Annotated in this window: 20 protein-coding genes; 5 read left to right on the top strand and 15 right to left on the bottom strand. The window is 64.1% G+C overall.

Annotated features, from left to right (window positions below; all coding sequences use genetic code 11):
- Positions 1 to 4 precede the first annotated feature (4 nt).
- Together IWX88_RS05225 and mca are read right to left on the bottom strand one after the other, a co-directional pair.
- The gene (locus IWX88_RS05225; RefSeq protein WP_231368908.1) at positions 5 to 268 is read right to left on the bottom strand and encodes a hypothetical protein; all 264 of its coding nucleotides are present in this window, start codon (positions 266 to 268) and stop codon (positions 5 to 7) included.
- Positions 265 to 1,140, bottom strand: a complete 876-nt coding sequence (gene mca, locus IWX88_RS05220) for a mycothiol conjugate amidase Mca (protein WP_196828010.1) — start codon at positions 1,138 to 1,140, stop codon at positions 265 to 267. The genes IWX88_RS05225 and mca overlap by 4 nt, the downstream gene beginning before the upstream one ends.
- A 97-nt stretch (positions 1,141 to 1,237) precedes the next feature.
- On the opposite strand from mca, the gene IWX88_RS13795 reads away from it, so the two are divergent.
- Together IWX88_RS13795 and greA are read left to right on the top strand one after the other, a co-directional pair.
- Positions 1,238 to 1,684 (top strand): DUF4307 domain-containing protein, encoded by a 447-nt coding sequence (locus tag IWX88_RS13795; protein WP_196828008.1) that lies wholly within the window; start codon positions 1,238 to 1,240, stop codon positions 1,682 to 1,684.
- 67 nt (positions 1,685 to 1,751) lie between these two features.
- Positions 1,752 to 2,243 carry a transcription elongation factor GreA gene (gene greA / locus IWX88_RS05210; protein ID WP_196828006.1) on the top strand — a complete coding sequence of 164 codons (492 nt, stop codon included), beginning with the start codon at positions 1,752 to 1,754 and terminating at the stop codon, positions 2,241 to 2,243.
- A gap of 35 nt (positions 2,244 to 2,278) precedes the next feature.
- On the opposite strand, the gene ilvA is transcribed toward greA, so the two are convergent.
- The 6 genes from ilvA to IWX88_RS05180 form a co-directional block, all read right to left on the bottom strand.
- The gene (gene ilvA, locus IWX88_RS05205; RefSeq protein ID WP_196828004.1) at positions 2,279 to 3,517 is read right to left on the bottom strand and encodes a threonine ammonia-lyase; all 1,239 of its coding nucleotides are present in this window, start codon (positions 3,515 to 3,517) and stop codon (positions 2,279 to 2,281) included.
- Positions 3,510 to 4,676, bottom strand: coding sequence for an AI-2E family transporter (locus IWX88_RS05200; protein WP_196828002.1), 1,167 nt, complete (start codon positions 4,674 to 4,676; stop codon positions 3,510 to 3,512). Before IWX88_RS05200 ends, ilvA begins: the two co-directional genes overlap by 8 nt.
- Before the next feature lie 63 nt (positions 4,677 to 4,739).
- Complete coding sequence (locus IWX88_RS05195) at positions 4,740 to 5,822, bottom strand: ABC transporter ATP-binding protein (protein WP_196828000.1); 1,083 nt, start codon at positions 5,820 to 5,822, stop codon at positions 4,740 to 4,742.
- Positions 5,819 to 6,640 carry an ABC transporter permease gene (locus tag IWX88_RS05190; RefSeq protein WP_370568184.1) on the bottom strand — a complete coding sequence of 274 codons (822 nt, stop codon included), beginning with the start codon at positions 6,638 to 6,640 and terminating at the stop codon, positions 5,819 to 5,821. Before IWX88_RS05190 ends, IWX88_RS05195 begins: the two co-directional genes overlap by 4 nt.
- Positions 6,637 to 7,524 carry an ABC transporter permease gene (locus IWX88_RS05185; protein WP_370568183.1) on the bottom strand — a complete coding sequence of 296 codons (888 nt, stop codon included), beginning with the start codon at positions 7,522 to 7,524 and terminating at the stop codon, positions 6,637 to 6,639. The genes IWX88_RS05190 and IWX88_RS05185 overlap by 4 nt, the downstream gene beginning before the upstream one ends.
- 46 nt (positions 7,525 to 7,570) lie before the next feature.
- Entirely contained in the window at positions 7,571 to 8,698 is a 1,128-nt protein-coding gene (locus IWX88_RS05180) for an ABC transporter substrate-binding protein (RefSeq protein WP_196827998.1), read from the bottom strand.
- A 192-nt stretch (positions 8,699 to 8,890) separates the two neighbouring features.
- Between IWX88_RS05180 and IWX88_RS05175 the strand changes: the two genes are divergently transcribed.
- Positions 8,891 to 10,150, top strand: coding sequence for a winged helix-turn-helix domain-containing protein (locus IWX88_RS05175; protein ID WP_196827996.1), 1,260 nt, complete (start codon positions 8,891 to 8,893; stop codon positions 10,148 to 10,150).
- 5 nt (positions 10,151 to 10,155) lie between these two features.
- On the opposite strand, the gene IWX88_RS05170 is transcribed toward IWX88_RS05175, so the two are convergent.
- Positions 10,156 to 11,049: a M48 family metallopeptidase gene (locus tag IWX88_RS05170; RefSeq protein WP_196827994.1), complete on the bottom strand. Its 894-nt coding sequence runs from the start codon at positions 11,047 to 11,049 to the stop codon at positions 10,156 to 10,158.
- 10 nt (positions 11,050 to 11,059) lie between these two features.
- Positions 11,060 to 11,626 carry a LemA family protein gene (locus tag IWX88_RS05165; RefSeq protein ID WP_196827992.1) on the bottom strand — a complete coding sequence of 189 codons (567 nt, stop codon included), beginning with the start codon at positions 11,624 to 11,626 and terminating at the stop codon, positions 11,060 to 11,062.
- Positions 11,627 to 11,888: 262 nt separating this feature from the next.
- Here IWX88_RS05165 and IWX88_RS05160 point away from each other — a divergent pair, with 262 nt between their 5' ends.
- Together IWX88_RS05160 and IWX88_RS05155 are read left to right on the top strand one after the other, a co-directional pair.
- Positions 11,889 to 13,847 (top strand): amino acid transporter, encoded by a 1,959-nt coding sequence (locus tag IWX88_RS05160; protein ID WP_196827990.1) that lies wholly within the window; start codon positions 11,889 to 11,891, stop codon positions 13,845 to 13,847.
- 343 nt (positions 13,848 to 14,190) lie between these two features.
- Positions 14,191 to 16,260, top strand: a complete 2,070-nt coding sequence (locus tag IWX88_RS05155) for a hypothetical protein (RefSeq protein WP_196827988.1) — start codon at positions 14,191 to 14,193, stop codon at positions 16,258 to 16,260.
- Positions 16,261 to 16,284: 24 nt separating this feature from the next.
- Here IWX88_RS05155 and IWX88_RS05150 read toward each other — a convergent pair whose 3' ends face one another.
- The 5 genes from IWX88_RS05150 to IWX88_RS05130 all read right to left on the bottom strand — a co-directional run bounded on the left by IWX88_RS05150 (position 16,285) and on the right by IWX88_RS05130 (position 22,258).
- Positions 16,285 to 17,268, bottom strand: coding sequence for a carbohydrate kinase (locus IWX88_RS05150; protein WP_196827986.1), 984 nt, complete (start codon positions 17,266 to 17,268; stop codon positions 16,285 to 16,287).
- Positions 17,268 to 18,530: a D-arabinono-1,4-lactone oxidase gene (locus IWX88_RS05145; protein WP_196827984.1), complete on the bottom strand. Its 1,263-nt coding sequence runs from the start codon at positions 18,528 to 18,530 to the stop codon at positions 17,268 to 17,270. The genes IWX88_RS05150 and IWX88_RS05145 overlap by 1 nt, the downstream gene beginning before the upstream one ends.
- Positions 18,531 to 18,534: 4 nt before the next feature.
- Entirely contained in the window at positions 18,535 to 20,307 is a 1,773-nt protein-coding gene (aspS, locus tag IWX88_RS05140; protein WP_196827982.1) for an aspartate--tRNA ligase, read from the bottom strand.
- 113 nt (positions 20,308 to 20,420) lie between these two features.
- On the bottom strand, positions 20,421 to 21,032 hold the full coding sequence (locus IWX88_RS05135; protein ID WP_196827980.1) for a VTT domain-containing protein: 612 nt from the start codon (positions 21,030 to 21,032) through the stop codon (positions 20,421 to 20,423).
- 92 nt (positions 21,033 to 21,124) lie between these two features.
- Positions 21,125 to 22,258 carry a glycosyltransferase family 1 protein gene (locus IWX88_RS05130; RefSeq protein WP_196827978.1) on the bottom strand — a complete coding sequence of 378 codons (1,134 nt, stop codon included), beginning with the start codon at positions 22,256 to 22,258 and terminating at the stop codon, positions 21,125 to 21,127.
- Positions 22,259 to 22,304: the final 46 nt, after the last annotated feature.

Raw genomic sequence — 22,304 nt, 5'->3', positions numbered from 1 at the left:
GCGGCTAGGGGGCCGTCGGCGGCGTGTCAGTCGCCGCGGCATCCCGCTCCGCCTCCAGCTGTTCGCGGATCTCCCCGCGATAGCGCACACGCCGCACCCGCCGCACCATGTCGATGCAGAGCAGCACGACGATCGCTGCCACCCCGAAGGTCGCAGCGAAGCCCACCCAGGTGGGCGTGACCGAGTTTTCGTTGAAGTTCGGCTGGGGTGTCGGGGTCGCCGCGAGCATCACGATTGCGGTGTACAGGCCACCGACCAGACCGCTCATGCGCTGACCTCCTCGGCGATGATTCCCGCAAAAAGATCGGTCTCGGGCAGTGGCGAATCCACACGGGACAGAGCGAGCTGGAAGTCCTCGAACGGCCAGGCCTCACGCTGCAGGTCGTTCGGCCAAAAGAAAAATGCGCTATCCGGTGAAACCTGGCTGGCGTGGGCCCGGAGTGCCTCGTCACGAGCGTCGAGGAAGTCATCCACGCGCACTTGCGTGGTGGTGAGATTGGGGCGATCCTTCATGCGCTCGCGGATCTCCTCCAGCTGGGCGAGCTGCGGTGTCTCGGGGGTGTTTTCCACCAGAAACTGGTACATCGCCTCGATCTTCGGAGCGTTGAAGATGCGGTCGTAGTAGACCTTGGAAATCTGCCAGGGCTGGCCCGCGTTCGGATAGCGCGTCGCATCCGCCGCTGCCTCGTAGGCGTAGAGCGAGATCTCATGGGTGCGGATGTGGTCGGGATGAGGGTATCCCCCCATCTCGTCATAGGTAATGAGCACCTGCGGTCGAAACTCGCGGATGATCTTCACGAGCGGCTCGGCGGAGGTCTCGAGCGGGATGACGGCGAAAGAATTTGCGGGCACCGACTCCCCCTCCTCTGGCAACCCCGAGTCCTCATACCCGAGCCAGCGATGCTCGAACCCGACGGCCGCCTGAGCGTTCGCCATCTCGATGCGCCTCAAGCCGGCCATATCGCGATTCGCCATCGCCTTCGGCTCGAGTAATTCGTTCTGGATATCACCGCGCTCACCGCCGGTGCAACTGATGACAAGCACCTCAGTGCCGATGCTGCGGTAGTGGGCATAGGTTGCGGCGCCCTTGCTCGACTCGTCGTCGGGATGGGCGTGCACGGCAAGCAGGCGCTGTGTCACCGAACTCCTAGGGGTTAGCGGGCATGACGGGGTTAGCAGACATGCAGGGTTTGGCAGATAGCCTTGGAGTACAAGAATAGGCTTTCCGGGATGTGACGTGACTGCGATAGATGAGGAAGCACCCGAGGTGCGGGAAGTCTCTGCGCCCGAATCCTCGCGCCTGGCCGCCCGCTACGGCCGCACTCCAGAGAAGAAACGCCGGGATCGTCTCATCTACCTTGTCGCGGGCGCGGCTGCGGCGATTGTCGTGACCGCGTGGGTGCTGTGGGCGGGTCTCGACCAGGCCGGCGCAACACTTGACGCCGAAGACAAGGGTTCCACGATCGTTAATGACCGTGAGGTGAGCATCAGCTTTCAGGTGTCGATGCCGGTCGGCAAGACGGCGAGTTGCGCGCTGCAGGTGCAGAACGAAGCCCACGGGATCGTGGGATGGCGCATCGTCAGCGTTCCGGCATCCACCCGCTACACGACCTCCTACACCCACACGGTATTGAGCTCAGAGATGGGCGTCACCGGCTTGATCTACCGGTGCTGGCTGACCTAAGCTGGAGGTCACTAATGGGAGACCGGCCAGGCGGCCGGTCTCATTTGCATTTTCGAGGGAGCGAATCGTGTCTACCGAGACCACCGAAACCTGGCTGACCCAGGAAGCCTTCGAGCGTAGGAGCGCCGAGCTCGAGTCGTTGTCGACCACCGGACGCATCGATATTGCCAAGAAGATCGAGTCCGCGCGTGAAGAGGGTGACCTCAAGGAGAACGGTGGGTACCACGCCGCCAAAGAGGAACAAGGCAAGATGGAGGCCCGCATCCGGGTGCTCACCGAGCTGCTGCGTCACGCCACTGTGGCCGCGGCTCCGACCAGTACGGGAGTGGTGCAGTCCGGCACGGTCGTGAGCGCACGCATTCTGGGGGACACGAGCGTCTTCCTGCTCGGAAGTCGCGAGATTGTCGGCGAAGACAGCGTCCTCGATGTCTACAGCGAGGGCAGCCCACTCGGTACTGCCATTCTCGGCCATTCGGTCGGCGAAACTGTGTCATACACCGCGCCGAACGGCAAAGAGATCACCGTGCAGATCGACAAGGTCGAGACATATCTGCCGTAGACACTGACCTGTCGTAGGTCAAATGCGTACCAGCGTCAGAAGTCGATGCGGGGCTCGTAGCCCGCCTCGACGAGAACGCCAAGTACGCGCTGCACGTGTTCCGGCCCTCGAGTTTCGATGCTGAGCTCGAGCTCCACGTCGCCGAAAAGGGCGTTGCGACCGTTGCGAGTATGCAACACCTCCACAACGTTTGCGTTCGCCTCGGAAACAAGTTCGGCGATTCGCGCGAGCTGACCCGGACGGTCTGGCAACATCAGCCGCAGTTTGAGGTAGCGATCGGACACCGAGAGCCCGCGTGAGATCACGCGCTCCATCACGAGCGGGTCGATGTTCCCTCCGCTGAGCACTGCAACAGTGACGCCGGCATCCGTCACCTGGCCGGTCATGATCGCTGCAACGGCGGCGGCCCCGGCGGGCTCGACCACCAGTTTTGCCCGCTCGAGCAGCACAAGCATTGCGCGCGCGATGTCGTCATCCGAGACGGTGATTATCTCGTCGACAGCATGCCTGATGATCTCGAAATTGAGGATGCCCGGCTTGCTCACCGCAATCCCGTCAGCGATTGTCGGCAGCAACTTGATTGCTGTCGAGACACCATTGAGGATCGAGAGTGGATACGGTGCGGCATTCTCTGCCTGCACGCCAATGATCCGAACCGAGCGGCCAAGAAGCGCGAACTTCTGCTTCAGCGCGCTCGCCACCCCGGAGATGAGGCCACCGCCACCGATGGGCACAATCACGGTCTGGAGGTCGGGAACCTGATCGAGCATTTCCAGACCGACTGTGCCCTGGCCTGCCACGACATCCGCATGGTCGAACGGAGGGATGAAGACGGCACCGGTATTCGCCGCGAACTCGGCTGCCGTGCGCAACGCCTCATCGACCGCATTGCCTCGAAGCACGACCTCTGCGCCATAGTTGCGGGTCGCTTGCAGCTTCGGAAGGGCGACTCCGACCGGCATGAAGATGGTCGCAGAAATACCGAGCTCGCGGGCCGCGAAGGCCACCCCCTGGGCGTGGTTGCCTGCCGATGCCGCGACCACGCCACGGGATTTTTCTTCGTCGGTGAGTCGCGAGATGAGGTTGTAGGCCCCACGGATCTTGTACGAACCGGTGCGTTGCAGGTTCTCGCACTTGAGGTAGACCGGAGAGCCGAGCAGCTCAGCAAGAAAACGAGAGCTCTCCATCGGAGTGATCTCGGCAACCTGGGACACAACGATGCGGGCCGCTTCGAAGCCGGCGAGCGTCGGGCCAGCGAGGGTGAGTTCAGGCATTCGTCTCCGCGCGGGTTTCGACGGTGCTGTGCCATCGCCCGCTGGCCACAAATTTGACCATCACATTGACGGTGGCAACGACCGGCACCGCGAACAGGGCTCCGGGGATGCCCGCGAGGAATCCGCCGGCCGCGACAGCGAAGACGACTGCGAGAGGATGCACCCGCACCGCCGTGCCCATGACAAAGGGTTGCAGAACGTGACCCTCGATCTGCTGCACGCCGATCACGACGGCCAGCATGATCAGTGCCGCAATGGGGTTGAGATAGATGAGCGCGATAAAGACGGCGAGCGCTCCAGAGAACAGCGCACCGACGACCGGGATGAACGATCCGAGGAACACCGCGACCGTGATCGGGATCACCAGGGGGAATCCTCCGAAGAAGAGCCCGATGATCCAGGCTCCGAGTCCGATGCCGACGGCATCAACAAAGGCCACGAAGATCTGCACCCGAACGAAGTTGGTGAGGGTGACCCACCCGGCATGCCCGGAGCCATCAATGGCTCCACGCGCCTTGCGGGGGAACAGCCGCACCACCCACGCCCAGATGCCGCCCCCGTCGATGAGCAGGAAAAGCGTGGCGAAGAGCGTAAGTAGCGTTCCCGCCAGAACGTGTCCGGCCGTTGTTCCAAAGGTCACCGCGCCAGAAACCAGAGCCTGGCTATTTTTCTGGATCGCCGCCCACGCTTGGCCCAGATAGGCGGTGATGTCCGCGCTGGTCAGGTGCAACGGCGATGCCAGAAGATACCGTGTGAAGTTGTCGTATGCCTCGATGCTCTGCTTTTGCAGATCGGGGAACCCGCTGCGCACCTGGACGACCACGAGAAAGATGAGGCCGAACACCACGGCCAACAGCCCGATCTCCACGAGAGCAACGGCAAGCCACTTGGGCCAGCGGTGGCGCACGAGAAATTTCACGAGCGGCACGAGCAGCGCCGCGAGCAGGATGGCGACCATGAACGGAACCACGATCTCGCGCAGCGTGATCACAAGATAAATGAACAGAGCGATCACGGCGGCGATCGGAAGTATCCGCCACGACCAGGCTCCCGCGATCCGAATGCCGACCGGAAGTGTCGCATCGGCCTGCTGCCTCGCGGTATTCGCCTCTGCCGACGCGATCACCGCGGGGGTGCGTTTGGGCGATCCGAACTTCATCGAGTCAGTCTATGCCGGTGCACTTGCGCAAATCCCGAATACATGCACTGGCGAGTATGTGTCTCAGCCGTCGATGCTACTCACTGCGACGGGGTTTCCGCGCAACCGCACTGCCACACTTTCGCCGGGCTGCGGATGCTCCGATACATCGTGCTGAACTGACACGAGGATGCCGTCGGCGAGTGCCAATTGGGTGCGCCGCAGTGATCCGAGGAAGCTCGACGCGACGACGGTCGCCGCGATACTGCCGGGGGTTGCGGAAGAAACCAGAAGCAGGTCCTCCGGGCGCACGAGGGCGAGCACCGGACCAGTGAGAATTCCGGCCGCGGATGGGGAGCCGAGCACCCCAAGGGTCTGGCCATAGAGGGTGACCTGCGCACCCGACAGTGTGGCGGGCATCCGGTTGCTCAAGCCGACAAATGCGGCCACGAACGCGGTGGCGGGGGCGGTGTAGAGCTCTTCCGGTGTGCCGATCTGCTCGATGTTGCCCTCCCTCATTACAGCAACCCGGTCGGCGACCGCGAGCGCCTCTTCCTGGTCATGGGTGACGAAGAGCGTCGTGATACCGAGGTCGGTCTGGATGCGTCGGATCTCATCGCGTAGCTGCACCCGAACCTTGGCATCAAGAGCAGAGAGCGGTTCGTCGAGCAGCAGAACCCGGGGTCGGGTCACCAGTGCCCTCGCGAGGGCAACCCGCTGTTGCTGACCTCCAGAGAGTTGGTGTGAGTACCGCCCGGCGAGGTGGCCGAGACCCACGAGATCGAGCGCCTCTGCCGCGCGAGTGCGGCGGGCGGCAGTCGGAATTTTGCGCATCCGCAGCCCGAACTCCACATTCTCGACCGATGTGAGATGGGGAAAAAGCGAATAGGACTGAAAAACCATACCGATGTCCCGTTTGTTGACAGGCACATCGACCACATTGACTCCATCGATGAGGATGTTGCCCGCGTCTACCCGCTCGAGTCCCGACAGAGCGCGCAGCACAGTGGTCTTGCCGCAGCCCGACGGCCCGAGCAACGCCACGAATTCGCCGGGCCGCACCGAGAGGTTCACTCCGGTGAGGGCGCGGTGTGCCGCATAGTCCTTCACGACATCGATCAGCTCGACTGCCGCGCCAGCCGGAGTGGAATGCGGGGTAGAGGTCATGAGGCCTTCCTGTGGTCGCGAGTGCGGCGGTCGGACGCGAGGCGACCGATGAGAAGCAGCAGAACGAACGCAAATAGGAGAGCGAGCAGGGAGAAGATCACGGCGACGAACGGATCACTGCGGGAGACCTGAACGAGGGCGGTCTGCAGGTTCACCCGGTTGAGAAGGGAGGCGATAGTGAACTCACCGAGCACAACGGCCACCGTGATGAATGCGGCTGCGAGGGTCCCCCGGCGCAGATTCGGCAAAATAATTCGCCACAGCACACTGCCCCAGCCCGCGCCGAGCGAGCGAGCGGCCTCAGACAGAGTCACCACATCTACCGCGCTGAGATTGGACTGGATTGCGCGATAGGCGTAGGGCAACACGGTGATCCCGTACGCGAAGGCGAGCGTCCAGATCGAGGAGCCCGCGAGTCGCGCCACTACCGAATAGACCGGTGCGAGGCCCACGACCATCACGATAGCTGGCACCGTGATCGGGATGATGCAGACGAACTCGAGCACCCGCCGCAGACGCGGAAACTGCAGTTGCACGAGCACCATTGTCGGCAGCAGGATCACCAGGATGATGATGACCGTCACCACCGCAAGCACAAGCGAATTGCCAAGGCCCGTGAAGACGATGGCGTAGGTGACGGTGGCCGTCGGCGAGAATACTCCGGCCCAGTGGGCGATCGTGTAGCCGCCGGCGAGGTTCCGGAGGCTGAATTCGACCATGGCGATGATCGGGATGGCAAACACGATGCCCACGACACTGAGGATCACGGTGCGAGCGAGACGTCCGGGGGCAGCTCCAACCGTGGGATTGCCGCTCACTGCTGCCACCGCGTCGTGCGGGATTGCAGGGCGGAGTAGCCCCACATCAACACGATCATGACCACGATCATGCCGAGCGCCAACGCGCCGGCGGTGCTGCTGCGGCCGAGCACGGTCTCGCTGATGAGGGCGGCGCGAATCCGCAGCGGCACGATCTGGGCGCCCTGGCTGATCAGGGTGGCCGCGGTGGCGTAGGACGAAAATGCATTGGCGAACAACAGAAGCAGGCTCCCGAGGAAGGATGGCGCAAGCACGGGGCCGGCAATGCGCACCCAGTAGGTGAGACGAGTGCCACCCAGGGTCGCGTTGGCTTCGGCCCACTGCGGTTTCAGTCCCTCAAGCGCCGGCATGAACGTGATGATCATGAGCGGCACCTGGAAATAGAGGTATGGCAGCACCAGTCCGGGCACCTGGTAGAGCCAGACGCCGTTGGCGAAGATGTTGATGCCGAGATCCCGGAGGATCACGGTGACGAAGCCCTGGAGCCCGATCGTTGCGATGAACGCGAAGGCCAGCATCGCCCCACCGAACTGGGCGAGCACGCTCGCTGCGGAGTCGACCATTGAGCGCAGGGTGCCCTGCGGATTCATGCCGAGGAGGGCGTAGCAGACGAGTGCGCCGACCACGGCCCCTCCGACCGCGGTGACGGCAGAGATCCAGAAAGAACTGGCGAAGATCTTGAGAATGTCGGGGGTAAAGAGTGCCACGACATTGGCGACCGTGAAGTTGCCGCGGGCATCGAACAGCCCCGAAAGCACCGCGAGCAGGGTGGGGATGACCAGAAATAGCAGCACGTACGCTGCAAAGGGCGTGAGCCCGATGACCGAGGGGCGCACGGAGACGAGCCGCCGCGCATTACGCGGTCGACTCGTTCCGGTGGTCACAGCGATGAGCTGTTCATTGTGATGGGTTACCGCGGTGAGGTTGCGATTACTGGCTGACCGCCGCGGCCCACTTTGCGGTGAGCAGTGCACCCGCGGCTGTTGTCTGGGCCTCGGTAGGCGAGACGAACTGCGAGGGCATCTTGCCGGCGACTGCCAGCGCCTTCGCGTCGGTCGTGCCGGCCTTATCCATCGCGGCGATCTGCACGGGGAAGGCGCCTGCAGCCAGGTACAGGTTCTGCGCGGTGGGGCTGTAGATGAATTCCTGCCAGAGGCGGGCGGCGGCGGGATGCGGAGCACCCTTGTTGATCGCCTGGCTGTAGTAGCTGCCGTAGGCACTTCCCGAGAAGACGACGGTCTTCCAGTTCGGCGTGGTCGTGGCCTGTGCCAGGTTGTTATAGCTCCAGTCGAAGACGACCGGTGTCTCCCCGGAGGCGATCGTGGCTGGTGTCGGGTCGAGCGGAAGGAAGTTGCCCGCCTTAGCCAGCTTGGAGAAGAAATCGACGCCCGGCTGGAAATCGGCGGCAGAGCCGCCGCTCTGGATCGCCGCAAGACCGACGGCGGCGAACGCTGCTCCGGCCTGCGTCGGGTCGCCGTTGATCGCGACCTTGCCCTTATAGGAACTACCGAGCAGGTCGGAGAGCTTCTTCGGCGCGGTCTTGATCACCGAGGAGTCGTACCCGACCGACATCAGTCCGGTGTAGTCGTTGACCCAGAGCCCGGTCTTCTCTTTGTTCGCCGTGGGCACGTCGGCCCAGGTCGCGACCTTGTACGGGGCGAACTTCGCGGTGCTTGCGAGAGTGACGGCGGGACCGAGGTCGAACACATCCGGAGCCGTGTCTTGGCCGGCGAGGTCATCTGCTGCCTTAATCTCTTCGGCGCTCGAGCCGTCGGGAAGCGCCGAGTTCACGGTGATTTTCGGGTACTTTTCCTTGAACGCGGCGATGATCTTGCCGTAATTGGCCCAGTTGTCGGGCAGGGCGATCACGTTGAGCGCACCTTCCGCGTTCGCTGCCTTCACGAGCCCCGCCATACCGCCGAAGGCGGACACGCTGGTTGCGGTCTTCGCGTCGACAGCACCGGATGCCGCTGGAGTGGGCGTACTCGAGCATGCGCTGAGTGAAATGGTGATCGCCGCGAGAGCCGCAACTGTCACAATGATGCGCTTATTGAACAATTTTCCTCCGTTTGGCCGCGTGGCCGCCTGCGCTGTGAGCAGACAGTGGGTACCGTCACGACCTCCGGTGAGGCTATGCAACAGCGCTGTCCGCCATTAGTCCCGTCGGTGAACGGGAGACTAACTAACGATGACCATACGGCACCCCACCGTGGCCGTGGGGAAGTCGGTTGGTCTCCATAGGGTCAAGGGATGACAGCGCACACGAAGACCGCGCACACCAGGACCGCGCACACGCTGTCTGCAGCCCAGGCTCGGCGCACTGCTCTCGCTGCACAGGGATTCGGGCGACCTGCTCCCACCGCAGTGGGCAGCAGGCAAATCAGTGGAGTTCTCGACCGCCTCGGTCTCGTGCAACTCGACTCGGTGAACGTGTTCGAGCGAAGTCACTACCTTCCGCTGTTCGCTCGGCTCGGCGCCTACGACAAGTCTGTGTTCGACCGGCTGGTTTTCGACCGCCGAGGCAACTACGTCGAATACTGGGCCCACGAGGCCGCAATCATCCCGGTAGATGCCTGGCCACTATTCCGCTGGCGCATGGACGATAACTGCGCGCGATACTCAACACCCGGCAGCTGGGTGGCCGAGAATGGCCCGATGCTCAACTGGTTGCGTGCCGAGCTGGTCGACCGCGGTGCTGTCGCCGCGAGTGAGATCGAGCACGATTCCGGTAAGGGGGCCGGCGGCTGGTGGGGGTGGTCGGAGGTCAAGACCGGGCTCGAGTGGCTCTTCCGTTTCGGCGAGGCAGTGTCGGCCGGTCGCTCACGGTTCGAGCGCCGGTATGCGCTCGCATCCACGGACCTCCCCCCGGCAGTATCCGAGCGCAAGGTGACACGGTCCGACGCCATCCGCGAGTTGCTGCTGTTGTCGGCGCGCGCCCACGGTATCGGCACCCTCAGCGATTTTGCTGACTACTACCGGATCGGGATCGAACCTGCCCGGGCCGCGGTGCACGAACTGGTGGATGCCGGGGAGCTGCTGCCGGTGACGGTGCAGGGTTGGAATCGCCCGGCCTACCTGCATCGTGACGCCCGTTTCCCGCGCCGCATCGGGGCGACGGCGCTGCTCTCCCCCTTTGATCAGGTGGTGTGGGAACGTAACCGCGCCGAGCGCATGTTCGGCTTTCACTATCGAATCGAGATCTACACGCCAGCGCACAAAAGAGTGTTTGGGTATTACACGCTGCCGCTGCTGATCGATGATCAGCTGGACGGTCGGGTCGACCTCAAGAACGACCGCCAGAATCGAATCCTCCGGGTGCAGTCGGCATGGACTCAGACGGATGCCCCGGCCGAGACAGCAGCGCGCCTCGCCATCCTGCTGCGCGAGACCGCCGCCTGGCAGGGGCTCGAGCGTGTGGAGGTGATGGGGCGCGGGGACCTCGCAGCCGCTGTCGCCGCCGAACTCGGCGTGTCAGTACAGAACAGCGCAGTGCAGAACAGCACGGTGTAGAGCCGCTAGAACTCACCGCCGATCTTATGCAGGCGGGCGACCCGGTCTTCGATCGGCGGGTGGGTGCTGAAGAGGCGAGAAAGGAAGCCCGGCCTGGTCGGGTCGGAGATCCACAGGTGGGCCATCGACGAGTTCTGTTTCTGCATGGGGCGGCCGTACTGGCCGAGCTTCTCGAGCGCGCTAGCCAGAGCGTCCGGGTTTCTGGTCGTCATCGCGCTGGTGGCATCGGCGAGGTACTCGCGCTGGCGTGAGATTGCGGCTTGCACGCCCGCGGCGACCAGTGGCGCGACGATCATCGCGGCAATGCCGAACACGATGACGATGGGGTTACCTCCGCCACCGCCGTTACGGTCGTTGCCACGCCCGCCACCGAAGAAGGCGAAGCGCAGGAACAGGTCGGCGATGAAGCCGATTGCCACGACAAGCCCGAAAACGATCATCGACACCCGCGTGTCGTAGTTCTGCACATGGCCCATCTCGTGGGCCATCACGCCTTCGAGCTCCGAGTCATCCATGAGGTCAAGCAGGCCGGTGGTCGCGGCGACATAGGCGTGCTGAGGGTCGCGCCCGGTCGCGAATGCATTCGGTGCCGGGTCACTGATGATGTAGACCCTGGGCATCGGCAATCCGTTGGTTATCGACAGGTTTTCCACGATGCGATATAGCCGCGGGTTATCGGCCTTCTGGATCTGCTGGCCGCCAGAGATGGAGATTGCCAGTCGGGACGCGGCGAAATACTGAATCGTGGCGTAACCCACCGCGATCACGACCACGGTGATCGCGACCGAGGGGCTGTTGTAGACGTAGGCCGCGAGTGCACCCAGACCGCCGATGATCAGCAGAAACAGCAGGATGATGAAGACAGTGTTGCGTTTGTTTTTCGCTATCGCGCGATACATAAGGCTTCAGCTAGAACTGCACGCGGGGCGGTTCCGCGATCGCGGCAGAGTCTGCTACCTCGAAGAAGTCGCGTTCGGTGAATCCGAGGCCGCGCACGAACAGCGTGTTCGGGAAGGTCTTGATATTGGTGTTGAGCTCGCGAACGCCACCGTTGTAGAAGCGGCGCGAGGCCTGGATTTTATCCTCGGTGTCGACGAGCTCGCCCTGCAACTGCAGGTAGTTCTGACTGGCCTGGAGTTGAGGGTAGGCCTCCGCTACGGCGAAAATGCTCTTCAGCGCACTCTGGATGTGGTTCTCGGCGACCGCGGCGTCTGCCGGTGACGACGCGTTGATCGACTCCGCGCGCGCCCGGGTTACGGCCTCGAAGACTCCGGACTCGTGGGCGGCATACCCCTTGACAGTCTCGATGAGGTTCGGAAGCAGGTCGGCTCGTCGCTTGAGCTGGACGGTGATGTCGCTCCATGCCTCATCGACCCGCACATTGAGGCGCACGAGACCGTTGTAGGTCGTCAGCAGATAAATCCCGATGATGGCGACGAGTACGACAATGACGCCGAGGACGATAAGGATTTCCATGACCGATCTTTCACACAGTGGGTGTTGCGAGGCGGCGAACCGCATGACGCGATAACTATAGCCGCGGCGGATTCCTGCGCTGACGGTTCGATGCACACTCCGAGCCAATACTGAGGCAGCACAGTTATCTCGTCAGCACAGTTATCCCTCCAGCACAGTCGCTGCCGCGATTCAGGAAGACGGGTGCATTCGCTACTCAGCATCCGACCGTTATTCTTATCCACCGAGACACGACCCCCACAAGACTTCACCTGTCGAAAGAATGGCACCAATGGCTCTCACGCCTGCAGCACTGCGAAGATCCGGATCGTTCCGCCGGTGGATGTTGCACGGGCTCGCAGACCGAACCGGGCTGTTCCAGGGTCCGCACGCGGCCGTCGTGGAGAATACCCACTCCTGGTGGCGGGTGATGTGCCTCACCGGTGTCGACTACTTTTCTACGCTGGGATACCAGCCAGCCATCGCCGCTGTCGCTGCGGGGTTGCTCTCCCCCTTCGCCACCCTCGTGCTCGTGGCCCTCACCCTGTTCGGTGCTCTGCCGGTCTACCGCCGGGTGGCCCGCGAGAGCTTCCGCGGCTCCGGCTCGATCGCGATGCTCGAGAGACTGCTGCCATGGTGGGCCGGCAAGCTGTTCGTGCTGGTTTTGCTCGGATTTGCTGCCACCGACTTCATGATCACAATCACCCTCTCCGCAGCGGATGCTACAGCTCACGCAATCGAGAACCCCTTCGCACCCGCATGGTTTCAGGGTCACCAAGTGGCGATCACACTCGTACTCGTCGCCCTGCTCGGGGGAGTCTTCCTCCGCGGGTTCAAAGAAGCAATCGGCATCGCAGTCGTGCTCGTCGCCGTCTACCTGGCGCTCAACCTCGTCGTCATCCTGGTGTCGATGGGCCAGATCTTCACCCACCCGATTGCCGTGACCGACTGGTGGAGCGCGGTGAATACGCAGCATGGCAATCCCCTGATGATCATCGGGATCGCACTCATCGTCTTCCCGAAGCTCGCGCTTGGCCTCTCCGGCTTCGAGACCGGCGTCGCCGTGATGCCCCAAATAAAGGGGGACCCGGGTGACACCGACGCGAACCCGGCCGGACGCATCCGCGGTGCACACCGCCTGCTCACCAATGCCGCGATCATCATGAGCGCCTTCCTCATCTCGTCGAGCCTGGTCACGACGATTCTCATTCCACAGGCAGCATTCCAATCCGGTGGACCAGCCAATGGCCGTGCCCTCGCCTACCTCGCTCACGAGTATCTCGGGCCGATCTTCGGCACGGTCTACGACATCTCGACCATTTGCATCCTGTGGTTTGCCGGGGCGTCCGCAATGGCCGGACTGCTCAACCTCGTGCCGCGCTACCTGCCCAAGTATGGAATGGCGCCGAACTGGGCGAGGGCCGTGCGTCCCCTCGTGCTCGTCTTCACCGCCATCGCGTTCCTCATCACGGTGGTCTTCCAGGCTAACGTCGACGCCCAGGCCGGAGCCTACGCAACCGGAGTGCTCGTGCTGATCACCTCGGCATCCGTCGCGGTCACGCTGTCCGCCCGGGCGAAGAAGCAGCGCAAACGCACCATCGGGTTCGCCATCATCGCCCTCGTGTTCGTCTACACGACCTTCCAGAACATCCGAGAGCGCCCGGACGGCATCCGCATCGCCGCACTCTTCATCATCGCGATTCTCGTCATCTCCGTCGTCTCCCGCATTCAGCGGGCGCTGCAGCTGCGGGCTACGTCGGTCGTGCTGGATGCTGCGGCCCTCGAGTTCCTGACCGCGGACGCTGCCAGTGGCCACATCCGCATCATCGCGAACGAGCCGGATGACGGGAGCAAGTCGGAATATAAGAATAAGAACTCAGACGAGCGTCGCTTCAGCCACATTCCGCAGCGGTCGAAGACCATCTTCCTCGAAGTGCACCCGTCTGACTCCTCCGACTTCGAGGAGGACCTGATCGTGCGCGGCATCGATAAGCACGGCTATCGGGTGCTCGAGGTGAACAGTGGCACCATCCCCAACACGATTGCCGCGGTGCTGCTGCAGATCCGTGACGAGACATCGATCGTGCCGACGATCTACTTCGAGTGGAGCTCAGGCAACCCGATCTCCAACATGTTCAAATTCCTCGTCACTGGGGTGGGCGACATCGCACCGGTGACCCGCGAGATCCTGCGTGAGTCGGAGCGAGACTCGAAGCGCCGGCCCGCCGTACACGTCAGCTAGCCAGGCACGTCAGCTAGCCAGGCACGTCAGCTAGCCAGGCACGTCAGCTAGCCAGGCACGTCAGCTAGCCAAGCACGTCAGCTAGCCAAGCACGTCAGCTGAGGGCACATCAAGTCTGTTCTGGTGCACAGTTCATTACAACGCACATCATTACAACGCACACATATTTGACACCGGTGACGATGCCGTGCTGAATGGAGTCACAGTGCAGCCCTCCCTCTCGAACGTTTCCCCGCGTTTGTTTCGCGATCGCGGAGCGAGCGCACGCCGTCGACCACCTGCATCGCAAAAACAGTCGCATCCAAAAGAGTGGCGGCGAGAACAGTGGCGGCGCAGCCTCCTGGTGACACTCGCGATCACCGGCTTCGCAGTCCAGTCCGTTGTGCTGATAGGTGCGGCTGAAATTGCGCCGGGCGCGAACTTCAGCTTCGATGCGCCCACGTTCTCCCCCACCAACGCTGTGCAACTCACCGGCACCAAAGACGCGGGAAGCAGCGTGGTGGTCACCCGCCAGTCCACCGGGAGTACCCCGCTCTGCACGATCCCCGCATCAAGCGATACCGACTTCAGCTGCATCGCCGCGCTGGCTAACGGTGGCGCGATCACCCTTACCGCGGTGCAGACCCGCGACGGCGTGGCATCCGACCCCCGTTCTGCCACGATCGACGTGCTCGGTGCCCCCACCATGGATGGCGCGGAAGGCTTCCATACGACGGGAATCGTCTCCGGCTACGGTTTCGCCGGCAGCACGGTGACCCCGGTCTTCGACGACGGAACGATCGGATGCTCCTCGACAGCCACCGACACGGGCTTCTGGTCCTGCCCGCTCACGGTGCCCTCCGGAGACTACGTCGTGCGGGTGCAACAGTCGCGCGCCGATCTCGGCGGAGGAGCGTCGTCGTCGCTCTCCGGGTCAGTAACGCTCGTGGTCGACCGGGATGCCCCGGCCAGAGCCGTCATCACCTCGCCTGCGGCAGGCAGCCGGGTGACGAGTGCCACGGTGACCATCACGGGAACCGGAGAGACCGCGCCCTCCCGGTTCGTCGGAGTGGCAGACCTGTACCTCGACAACGCTCCCGCCTGCCAGTCCAGGATCGTCGACGGGGCGTTCAGCTGTGCGCTGGAAAGGGTGACACCGGGCGCCCACACCCTGCGAGTGATCCAGCGCGATGCAGCGGGCAACTACAGTGCGCCGAGCCAGCCGATCACGGTCTACTTCGGGGTCAAAAACGGGTCATCCTCCTCCCCGCCGAACTCGTCAGGCCCATCCGCGTCACCCCCATCCTCATCAGACCCACCCTCATCAGACCCGTCCGCATCGCCCCCATCCTCATCAGACCCATCCGCGTCGCCCCCGTCAGAGCAACCGAGCGGGCCGCCGAGCGCGGGGCTAGGTCCGTATAATTTCTCACCGGCAGCTCCCCCCGGCGGTTCGGGGGACAACTGGGGCACCCCCACGGCGTTCGGCGCCATGCTCCCCACCCTCTCGAGCAGTGCAACGGCCGGCAATATGCTGCTGGTGCCTCTCCTCGCCCTGGCCTTCGTCGTGCTCGTAGCCCTCCCGCTCCGGCTGCTCACCGGTGCTCTTGACGGACACTTTCGGATCCCCTCGATCCAGTTCACCGGTCGTAACCGTTCGCGCATCACGGCCTCGGCGGCGGCGGCCACGTCGACACCGGTGAATCCCTGGCTCGCGGGAGCCATTCCGCTCGCCGCCGCGGCCGGGCTCATCCTGATCGCGGGCGGAGTAGACAACCAGGTGCGCTATCTGAGACTTGCCATTGCCGTGGTAGTCGGCCTCGCCGTGCTCAATGTCGTTGGCGTTGCGATCGCCACCCGGCTGGGGTCCACCGCGCAGGGGGTGAGCGGTCGACTGCGGTTCGTGCCAATGTTGCTGCTCGCCGTACTCCTCGCGGCGGTGCTGTCACGCGTCAGCGGCATCCAGCCTCCCGTCATCGCCGGAGTACTGATCGGGGTCAGTTTCGCTGAGACCGTCGGGGTTCGCGCGCGGGCGATCGTCAGTCTGGTGGAGATCTCTGCGGTGACCGCCCTTGCGTCAGTCGCGTGGCTGCTTCACGCACTGTTCGTGTCGCCCGAGGGCTTCTGGCCGCTCCTTGCCACCGAGTCCCTCACCACGATTGCGCTTGCGGGACTCGGCTCGGTGGTGGTCCTTGTTCTGCCCATCGCCACACTTCCTGGACGAGCAGTATTCGAGTGGTCCCGACCGGCCTGGCTTGCAACAGTCTTGGTGGTGGCACTCCTCGCCTCTGCGGTGATCCTCGGCCGCGCAGGGACGGCGTTCCCGATCATCGGTGCCGTACTCACTGCCGGCGCCTTCGCGGCGCTCAGCGTGGCGGTCTGGGGCTGGCTGCGCTTCGTCGATCCAGTCGCCGCTAACACTGGTGCTGGCTAACACGGGTGCTGGCTAACACGGGGTCTACGCGAGCGCTTCGGCCAGTGTTGGCGGATTCGATCCGATACGCGAGACGGTGATTGCCGCGCAGGAGACGGCGAATTCCCCGATGTCGCGCAGCACAGACTCGTCGAGCGCACTGCCGTCGGTGAGGGCTGCAGCATCCGTTCGCGACAGCAGCAGTGTGAAGAGTTTCTGCACAACCGCACTCATAAAAGAATCACCGGCACCAATCGTGTCAGCGACGGCAACCGTGCGGCCCGGCAGCCGCACCCGGTGCCGCGCGGTTGCCAACAGTGCCCCAGATGCCCCGAGTGTGACGATCGCCAGGGTCGCCCCGAGCGCGAGCAGTCGGTCGGCCACCCTGTCGGCAGTGAGCTCCCCGAACAGCCAGGCCGCGTCTTCATCACTCACCTTCACCACCGTTGCCAGAGCAGCCAATCGCTCCACCACAGCCAGGGAGAGCGCTTTCGAGCCGATGATCGAGGGGCGGATGTTGGGGTCGAAGGTGACGATCGCGTGACGCCCAACGGCAGCGCGCAGCATGGTCTCGAGCTGGGATGCCCCCGGCTCCAAAAACGCGGCGATCGAACCCGTGTGCACGATCGAACCCGTCTGCATGATCGAACCCGCGTGCATGATCGAACTCTCGGGCAGCTCCGCGACCGTATCGAGTGACCAGTCGATCAGAAACTCGTAGCTCGCCGATCCGTCGCTATCGACGGTGGCACGGGCGGTGGAGGTGCGGCCCGCCACGATCGAGCCGGGGACGAGGGGCACACCGACCGACGCCAGGTAGTCGGCGATGACGGCGCCGCGAGCGTCCGTTCCGATCCGGGTGAGCAGCTGCACCGGACAGCCGAGACGCGCGAGACCGACGGCGACGTTCATCGGCGATCCGCCCGCATGCTCGTCGGTGCCGGTCGGCGAGTGCACGATATCCATGAGTGACTCCCCAATCACCAGCACGCCAGGCCCGCTCGGCTGTGGCACGGTGGGAGCGCACATCAGTCGGCCAGCCCAAGCACCCGCTCGAGATAGCTGTTACGGAACCGATGCTGCGGATCCATCCGCTCGCACAGCGCTGCGAACTCGGGAAGCCTCGGGTAGAGCGGCGCGATCTCCGCCGCGGTCATCGTGTTCACCTTGCCCCAGTGCGGACGAGCGCTAAACGGTTCCAGAGCAGCCTGAATCTGTGGCACGAGCCTGGCGACCGCTGCGGGCTCGTTCTTCCAGGTGAAGTGGATGGTGAGGCTCGGGCGTCCCGTCGCGGGACTGAGCCACAGCTCATCCGCCGCCATTGTGCGCAGTTCGGTAATCAGCAGGTGCGGAGCAATGGACGCGCCGAGCGCACGAACAGCAGCCAACGCGTCGGGGGCCTGGCGGCGATCCACGAAGTACTCGGTCTGCAGCTCATCCCCGTTACTCGGCGTCGAATCGAGCCGAAAGTGCGGCAGGCGTTCCGACCACGGGCCGGGGATGCCGCCCTGTACCGTGGTGTTGTCCTCGCCCTCCACCAGCGATGTCTCTGTGGTCGCCGCCGTCGCACCGAACATGCTCGGCGGCATCGATCCAGTTTCACCTGCTGCCAGCCGGGTCTTGAACCATGCGCCCTGAATGGTGTCGCCGAGCCAGTCGGTGAACAGGCTCACGCTATACGCACTCGATGTGATGGCCTCGAACTCGGTGAGCGCGATATCCCAGGGCAGGCCTTCGTAGACATCCTGGCGCACGTCGAACGTCGGCTGGATGTCGAGCGTCACGCGCGTGACGATGCCGAGCGCTCCGAGTGAGACAACCATTCCGGTGAACTCGGGATGGGTGCGGTCGATCTCGAGCAGCTCCCCCTGACCGGAGACCAGCTGCAGCCCGGCCACCGCGGTCGACAGGGTTCCGAGGGCATTTCCGGAGCCATGGGTGCCGGTCGCGATCGCACCGGCAACCGAGATGTGCGGGAGGGATCCCATGTTGTGCAGGGCGTATCCCCGCGCGTGCAGCCAGCTGGCAAGCACCCCGTACCGGGTGCCGGCGGCCACCGAAACGGTCATCCGCTCGGTATCGAGACGCGGCTCCGGGGCGCGATCGACCAGCGACACGAGAGTGCCGGAGCTATCAGCGAGATCGTTGAACGAGTGGCGCGTTCCGAGGGCGCGGATCCGCGGGCGCGCACTCACCAGCTCCTGCAGCTGTTCCACTGTTTCGGGAGTGCGCAGCTCCGCCGCACCGAATACGGTGTTGCCAGCCCAGTTGACGCCAACTACCCCGTTCACGCCCTCAGCCCCTCGCTACGGCGCGCACGCCGAGCGTGCGGTACAGCTCAGTCTGCTGGGAAGGCTCGAGCTCGGCTGGCGCGCCGGTGAGCGGATCGTTGCCGCCGCCCGACTTGGGGAAGGCGATCACGTCGCGGATCGATTCCGTGCCAGCAAGCAACGCCACGACGCGGTCGAAGCCCATGGCGAAACCGCCGTGCGGAGGCGCTCCGAACGCAAAGGCCTGCAGCAGAAATCCGAACTTCTCCTGTGCCTCTTCCGGCGAGATCCCCATGACCGCGAAGACACGTTCCTGCAGCTCACGAGTGTTGATGCGGATGCTGCCGCCGCCGATCTCGTTGCCGTTGCAGACGATGTCGTAGGCCCAGGACAGCGCGGATTCCGGATGGGTGTCGAAGCTGTCGAGAAACTCGTCCTTCGGTGAGGTGAAAGCATGGTGTACCGCCGTCCACGCACCAGCGCCGACCGCGACATCACCACTGGCAACGGCCTCACCGGCCGGCTCGAACAGTGGGGCATCGACGATCCAGGTGAAGGCCCAGGCTGTCGTATCGATCAGGTCGAGGCGTGCAGCGATCTCACCACGAAGAGCACCGAGCAGTCCGCGGGATGACTTGACCGCTCCCGCCGCGAAGAAGATGCAGTCGCCCGGTTTCGCCCCGGTGTGGGCGGCGAGGCCGTCCCGCTCCGCATCCGAGAGGTTTTTGCCCACCGGGCCACGCAACTCGCCATCTTCGCCGACAAGCACGTAGGCGAGACCCTTCGCGCCGCGCTGCTTCGCCCACTCCTGCCAGGCGTCGAGGGTGCGTCGGGGCTGGTCCGCACCGCCGGGCATGACCACTGCGCCCACATATGGCGCACAGAATACGCCGAAGTCGGTGCCGGCAAAGTAGTCGGTGCACTCGACAAGCTCCAGTGCGAATCGAAGGTCTGGCTTATCGGATCCGTAGCGCCGCATCGCCTCGGCGTAGGTCATCCGAGCGATGGGAGTGGTCAGCGTGACCCCGATCGTGCTCCACATCGCCGAGAGCAGCTCCTCGGCGAGCGCGATGACATCATCCTGTTCGACGAAGCTCATCTCCACATCGAGCTGGGTGAATTCGGGCTGGCGGTCGGCACGAAAATCCTCGTCACGGTAGCAGCGGGCGATCTGGAAGTAGCGCTCGAAGCCACCGACCATCAGCAGTTGCTTGAATAGCTGCGGGCTTTGCGGAAGGGCATAGAACGCGCCGGGCTTGAGGCGGGCCGGCACGAGAAAGTCGCGAGCCCCCTCCGGGGTGGAGTGGGTCAGGGTGGGAGTCTCCACCTCCACGAAATCGCGGTCGACGAGCACGTTGCGCACCGCGGCAGACACCTTGGAGCGCAGCTTGAGCGGATACGCGGCCGACTCCCGACGCAGGTCGAGATAGCGGTAGGCCAGGCGAGTCTCCTCGCCCGGTTCATCGTCAAGTTGGAACGGCAGCACATCACTTGCCGCGAGCACGGTGAGCACGGTGGCTTCGATCTCTACCTCACCCGAGGCGATTGCCTCGTTCACGTTGCCCTCGGGACGCTCGCGCACGACGCCGGTGATCTTCACGCACGACTCGACCCGCAGACTATCGGCTGTGGCCACCTGGGCGTCGCGAAAAGTAACCTGGGCGATGCCGGATGAGTCGCGCAGATCGATGAACACCACCCCACCGTGATTGCGGATCCGGGCCACCCAGCCGGCGAGCGTGACGTCGCTTCCGGCATCAGATCGCTGGAGGGCGGACGCGTAGATGGTTCTGTACATGTGGGTATCCCTGGGCGGTCGCAGGCCGCTCCAGACAGGGCTGGCCTGGGTCGCGACGCTCGCTCTCGAGACCGTTTACCAGCCTAGGACACGCGTCACTTGCCCGTTTGCGTTCATCTGGACGTTCGCGCCCTCCGCAGGGTCACCAGCCGGTGGACACCACCGATCACTGCCCCGGACAGCACCCCGAACGCGATGGACGCCGCCAGGGCGAGAAACGGATTGGCGGCGAACAGCCCTCCCGCCAGTATCGCGACGGCAACGTGGTATCCGGTGTACAGGGTCGCGGCGAAGAATGAGTAGACGAGGTACCTCTTCACGGGGAGGGCACTCGCCCCCGCTGTCATCGTCACCGCCACGCGAACGAAAGGCAGAAACTTCGCGCCGACGAGGATGACACCGGGATTGTGCTCGATGCGGGCGGATGCCCATTCCAGACCGCGCTGCGCCCTCGTTCCGCGCATCCAGACCCACCGCGTCGGATGAACCGAACGACCGATCAGAAAGGCGATTCCGTCTCCGACCATCGTCGCGGCGATCGCCACCAGCAGCACAATGACGGGCTCAGGCCCGTGGCCGGACGCGCCGAGGGCCGCGAGAGTGACCACCATCGTTTCTCCCGGAACAAGGGGGAAGAATCCGTCGACGACAAGCAATCCCACGAGTGCGACAAGTGCCCACGGTGACCGCGCGATCGTAAAGATCAGATCCGCGAACTCAGTCACCGGCGCTCTCCTTCCACTCCAGCACGAGCCGACGAGGTGTCATCCGGTGGCCACAATACCCCAGCTCGCGCCCGGTGTTGCGGCGGTCCTCGTCACCGCCGCAGAAGCAGCGCGTGCTGGGTGATCGCGCACTCGAAGTGGTGGATGAGCAACTCGCAGACTACGGGCCAGGTGCGCCCCTGCACGCTCTCGAAGGCGGCCTCACCGAATGCCGCCCGTTTCGCGTCATCCCCGATCAGATCCATGACGTGTCGCCGAAGTTGCCCGAGATCGCCAGGGGTGTGCAACCATCCGGTGCGCGAGGAGTCGACGAGATCAACCGGTCCGCCCCGCGCAGTCGCGACCACCGGCACTCCGGATGCCATCGCCTCCTGGATCGTTTGGCAAAAAGTCTCCAATTCACCGGGGTGCACCAAGAGATCGACGGTGGCGAGCGCGATCGCGAGCTCTTCGCCACCCAGGAGTCCGGTGAAGTATGCCTCCGGCAGCAGGGCTTCGAGCGTCTCGCGCTCGGGTCCGTCACCGACGATCACCAGCCGGGTATCGCCGATTCCGGCGAGCGCGGCGAGATCTTCCACCTGCTTCTCGACGGCGAGGCGGCCGACATAGCCGATCAGCAGTTCTCCGTTCGGCGCCACCTCAGCACGGAATGCGGCGCTTCGCTTGCCCGGGTGAAAGCGCGTCGTATCGACTCCGCGGCCCCACAGTTCGACTCTCGGGATGCCGTGGAGTTCCAGCTGCCGCGCGGCAGAAAGAGATGGTGCGAGAGTGCGGGTTGCGCACTGGTGGATTGCGATGACCCGCTGCCAGGCCCACGCTTCGAGAAACGCAAGACCGTACTTTCCGAGGTACCCGGGCACATCCGTTTGATAGACCGCCACGGTCGGTATGTCCAGTTGATCGGCGGCCCGCATTGCTCGGCGCCCGAGCTCGAACGGAGACGCGAGGTGAACGACATCCGGTGCGAAGTCAGCGAGGAGGCGACGCACTCGCGAGACTCCACCGACGGCGAGCCGGATATCGGAATATCCGGCGACAGAGACGGATGGCAGGCGCACGACCCGCACGCCGTCACCGGTGTCGAGGTCGTTTGCCCCGACTGCCGACGGGGCGATAACCAGCACTTCGTCGCCCCGACGGACGAGATGCTCGAGTACGCGCTGCAGCGAATGCGTGACTCCATTGACGAGGGGAAGGTAGGTCTCAGCGACTATCGCGATCCTCATGCGAAGACTTTCTCACCCTCGGCTTTTTACCGATCCGCAATCGGGT

The sequence above is a fragment of the Frigoribacterium sp. CG_9.8 genome, assembly GCF_015751965.1.
Taxonomy (GTDB): Bacteria; Actinomycetota; Actinomycetes; order Actinomycetales; family Microbacteriaceae; genus Lacisediminihabitans.
This window is presented reverse-complemented; position numbering and strand designations above follow the sequence as displayed.

Coding starts and splice junctions, on each gene's coding strand:
- IWX88_RS05225 (WP_231368908.1), bottom strand. CDS start 268: ATGAGCGGTCTGGTCGGTGGCCTGTACACCGCAATCGTGATGCTCGCG.
- ilvA (WP_196828004.1), bottom strand. CDS start 3,517: ATGCCTGAACTCACCCTCGCTGGCCCGACGCTCGCCGGCTTCGAAGCG.
- IWX88_RS05200 (WP_196828002.1), bottom strand. CDS start 4,676: ATGAAGTTCGGATCGCCCAAACGCACCCCCGCGGTGATCGCGTCGGCA.
- IWX88_RS05195 (WP_196828000.1), bottom strand. CDS start 5,822: ATGACCTCTACCCCGCATTCCACTCCGGCTGGCGCGGCAGTCGAGCTG.
- IWX88_RS05175 (WP_196827996.1), top strand. CDS start 8,891: ATGACAGCGCACACGAAGACCGCGCACACCAGGACCGCGCACACGCTG.
- IWX88_RS05170 (WP_196827994.1), bottom strand. CDS start 11,049: ATGTATCGCGCGATAGCGAAAAACAAACGCAACACTGTCTTCATCATC.
- IWX88_RS05165 (WP_196827992.1), bottom strand. CDS start 11,626: ATGGAAATCCTTATCGTCCTCGGCGTCATTGTCGTACTCGTCGCCATC.
- IWX88_RS05160 (WP_196827990.1), top strand. CDS start 11,889: ATGGCACCAATGGCTCTCACGCCTGCAGCACTGCGAAGATCCGGATCG.
- IWX88_RS05150 (WP_196827986.1), bottom strand. CDS start 17,268: ATGTGCGCTCCCACCGTGCCACAGCCGAGCGGGCCTGGCGTGCTGGTG.
- aspS (WP_196827982.1), bottom strand. CDS start 20,307: ATGTACAGAACCATCTACGCGTCCGCCCTCCAGCGATCTGATGCCGGA.
- IWX88_RS05130 (WP_196827978.1), bottom strand. CDS start 22,258: ATGAGGATCGCGATAGTCGCTGAGACCTACCTTCCCCTCGTCAATGGA.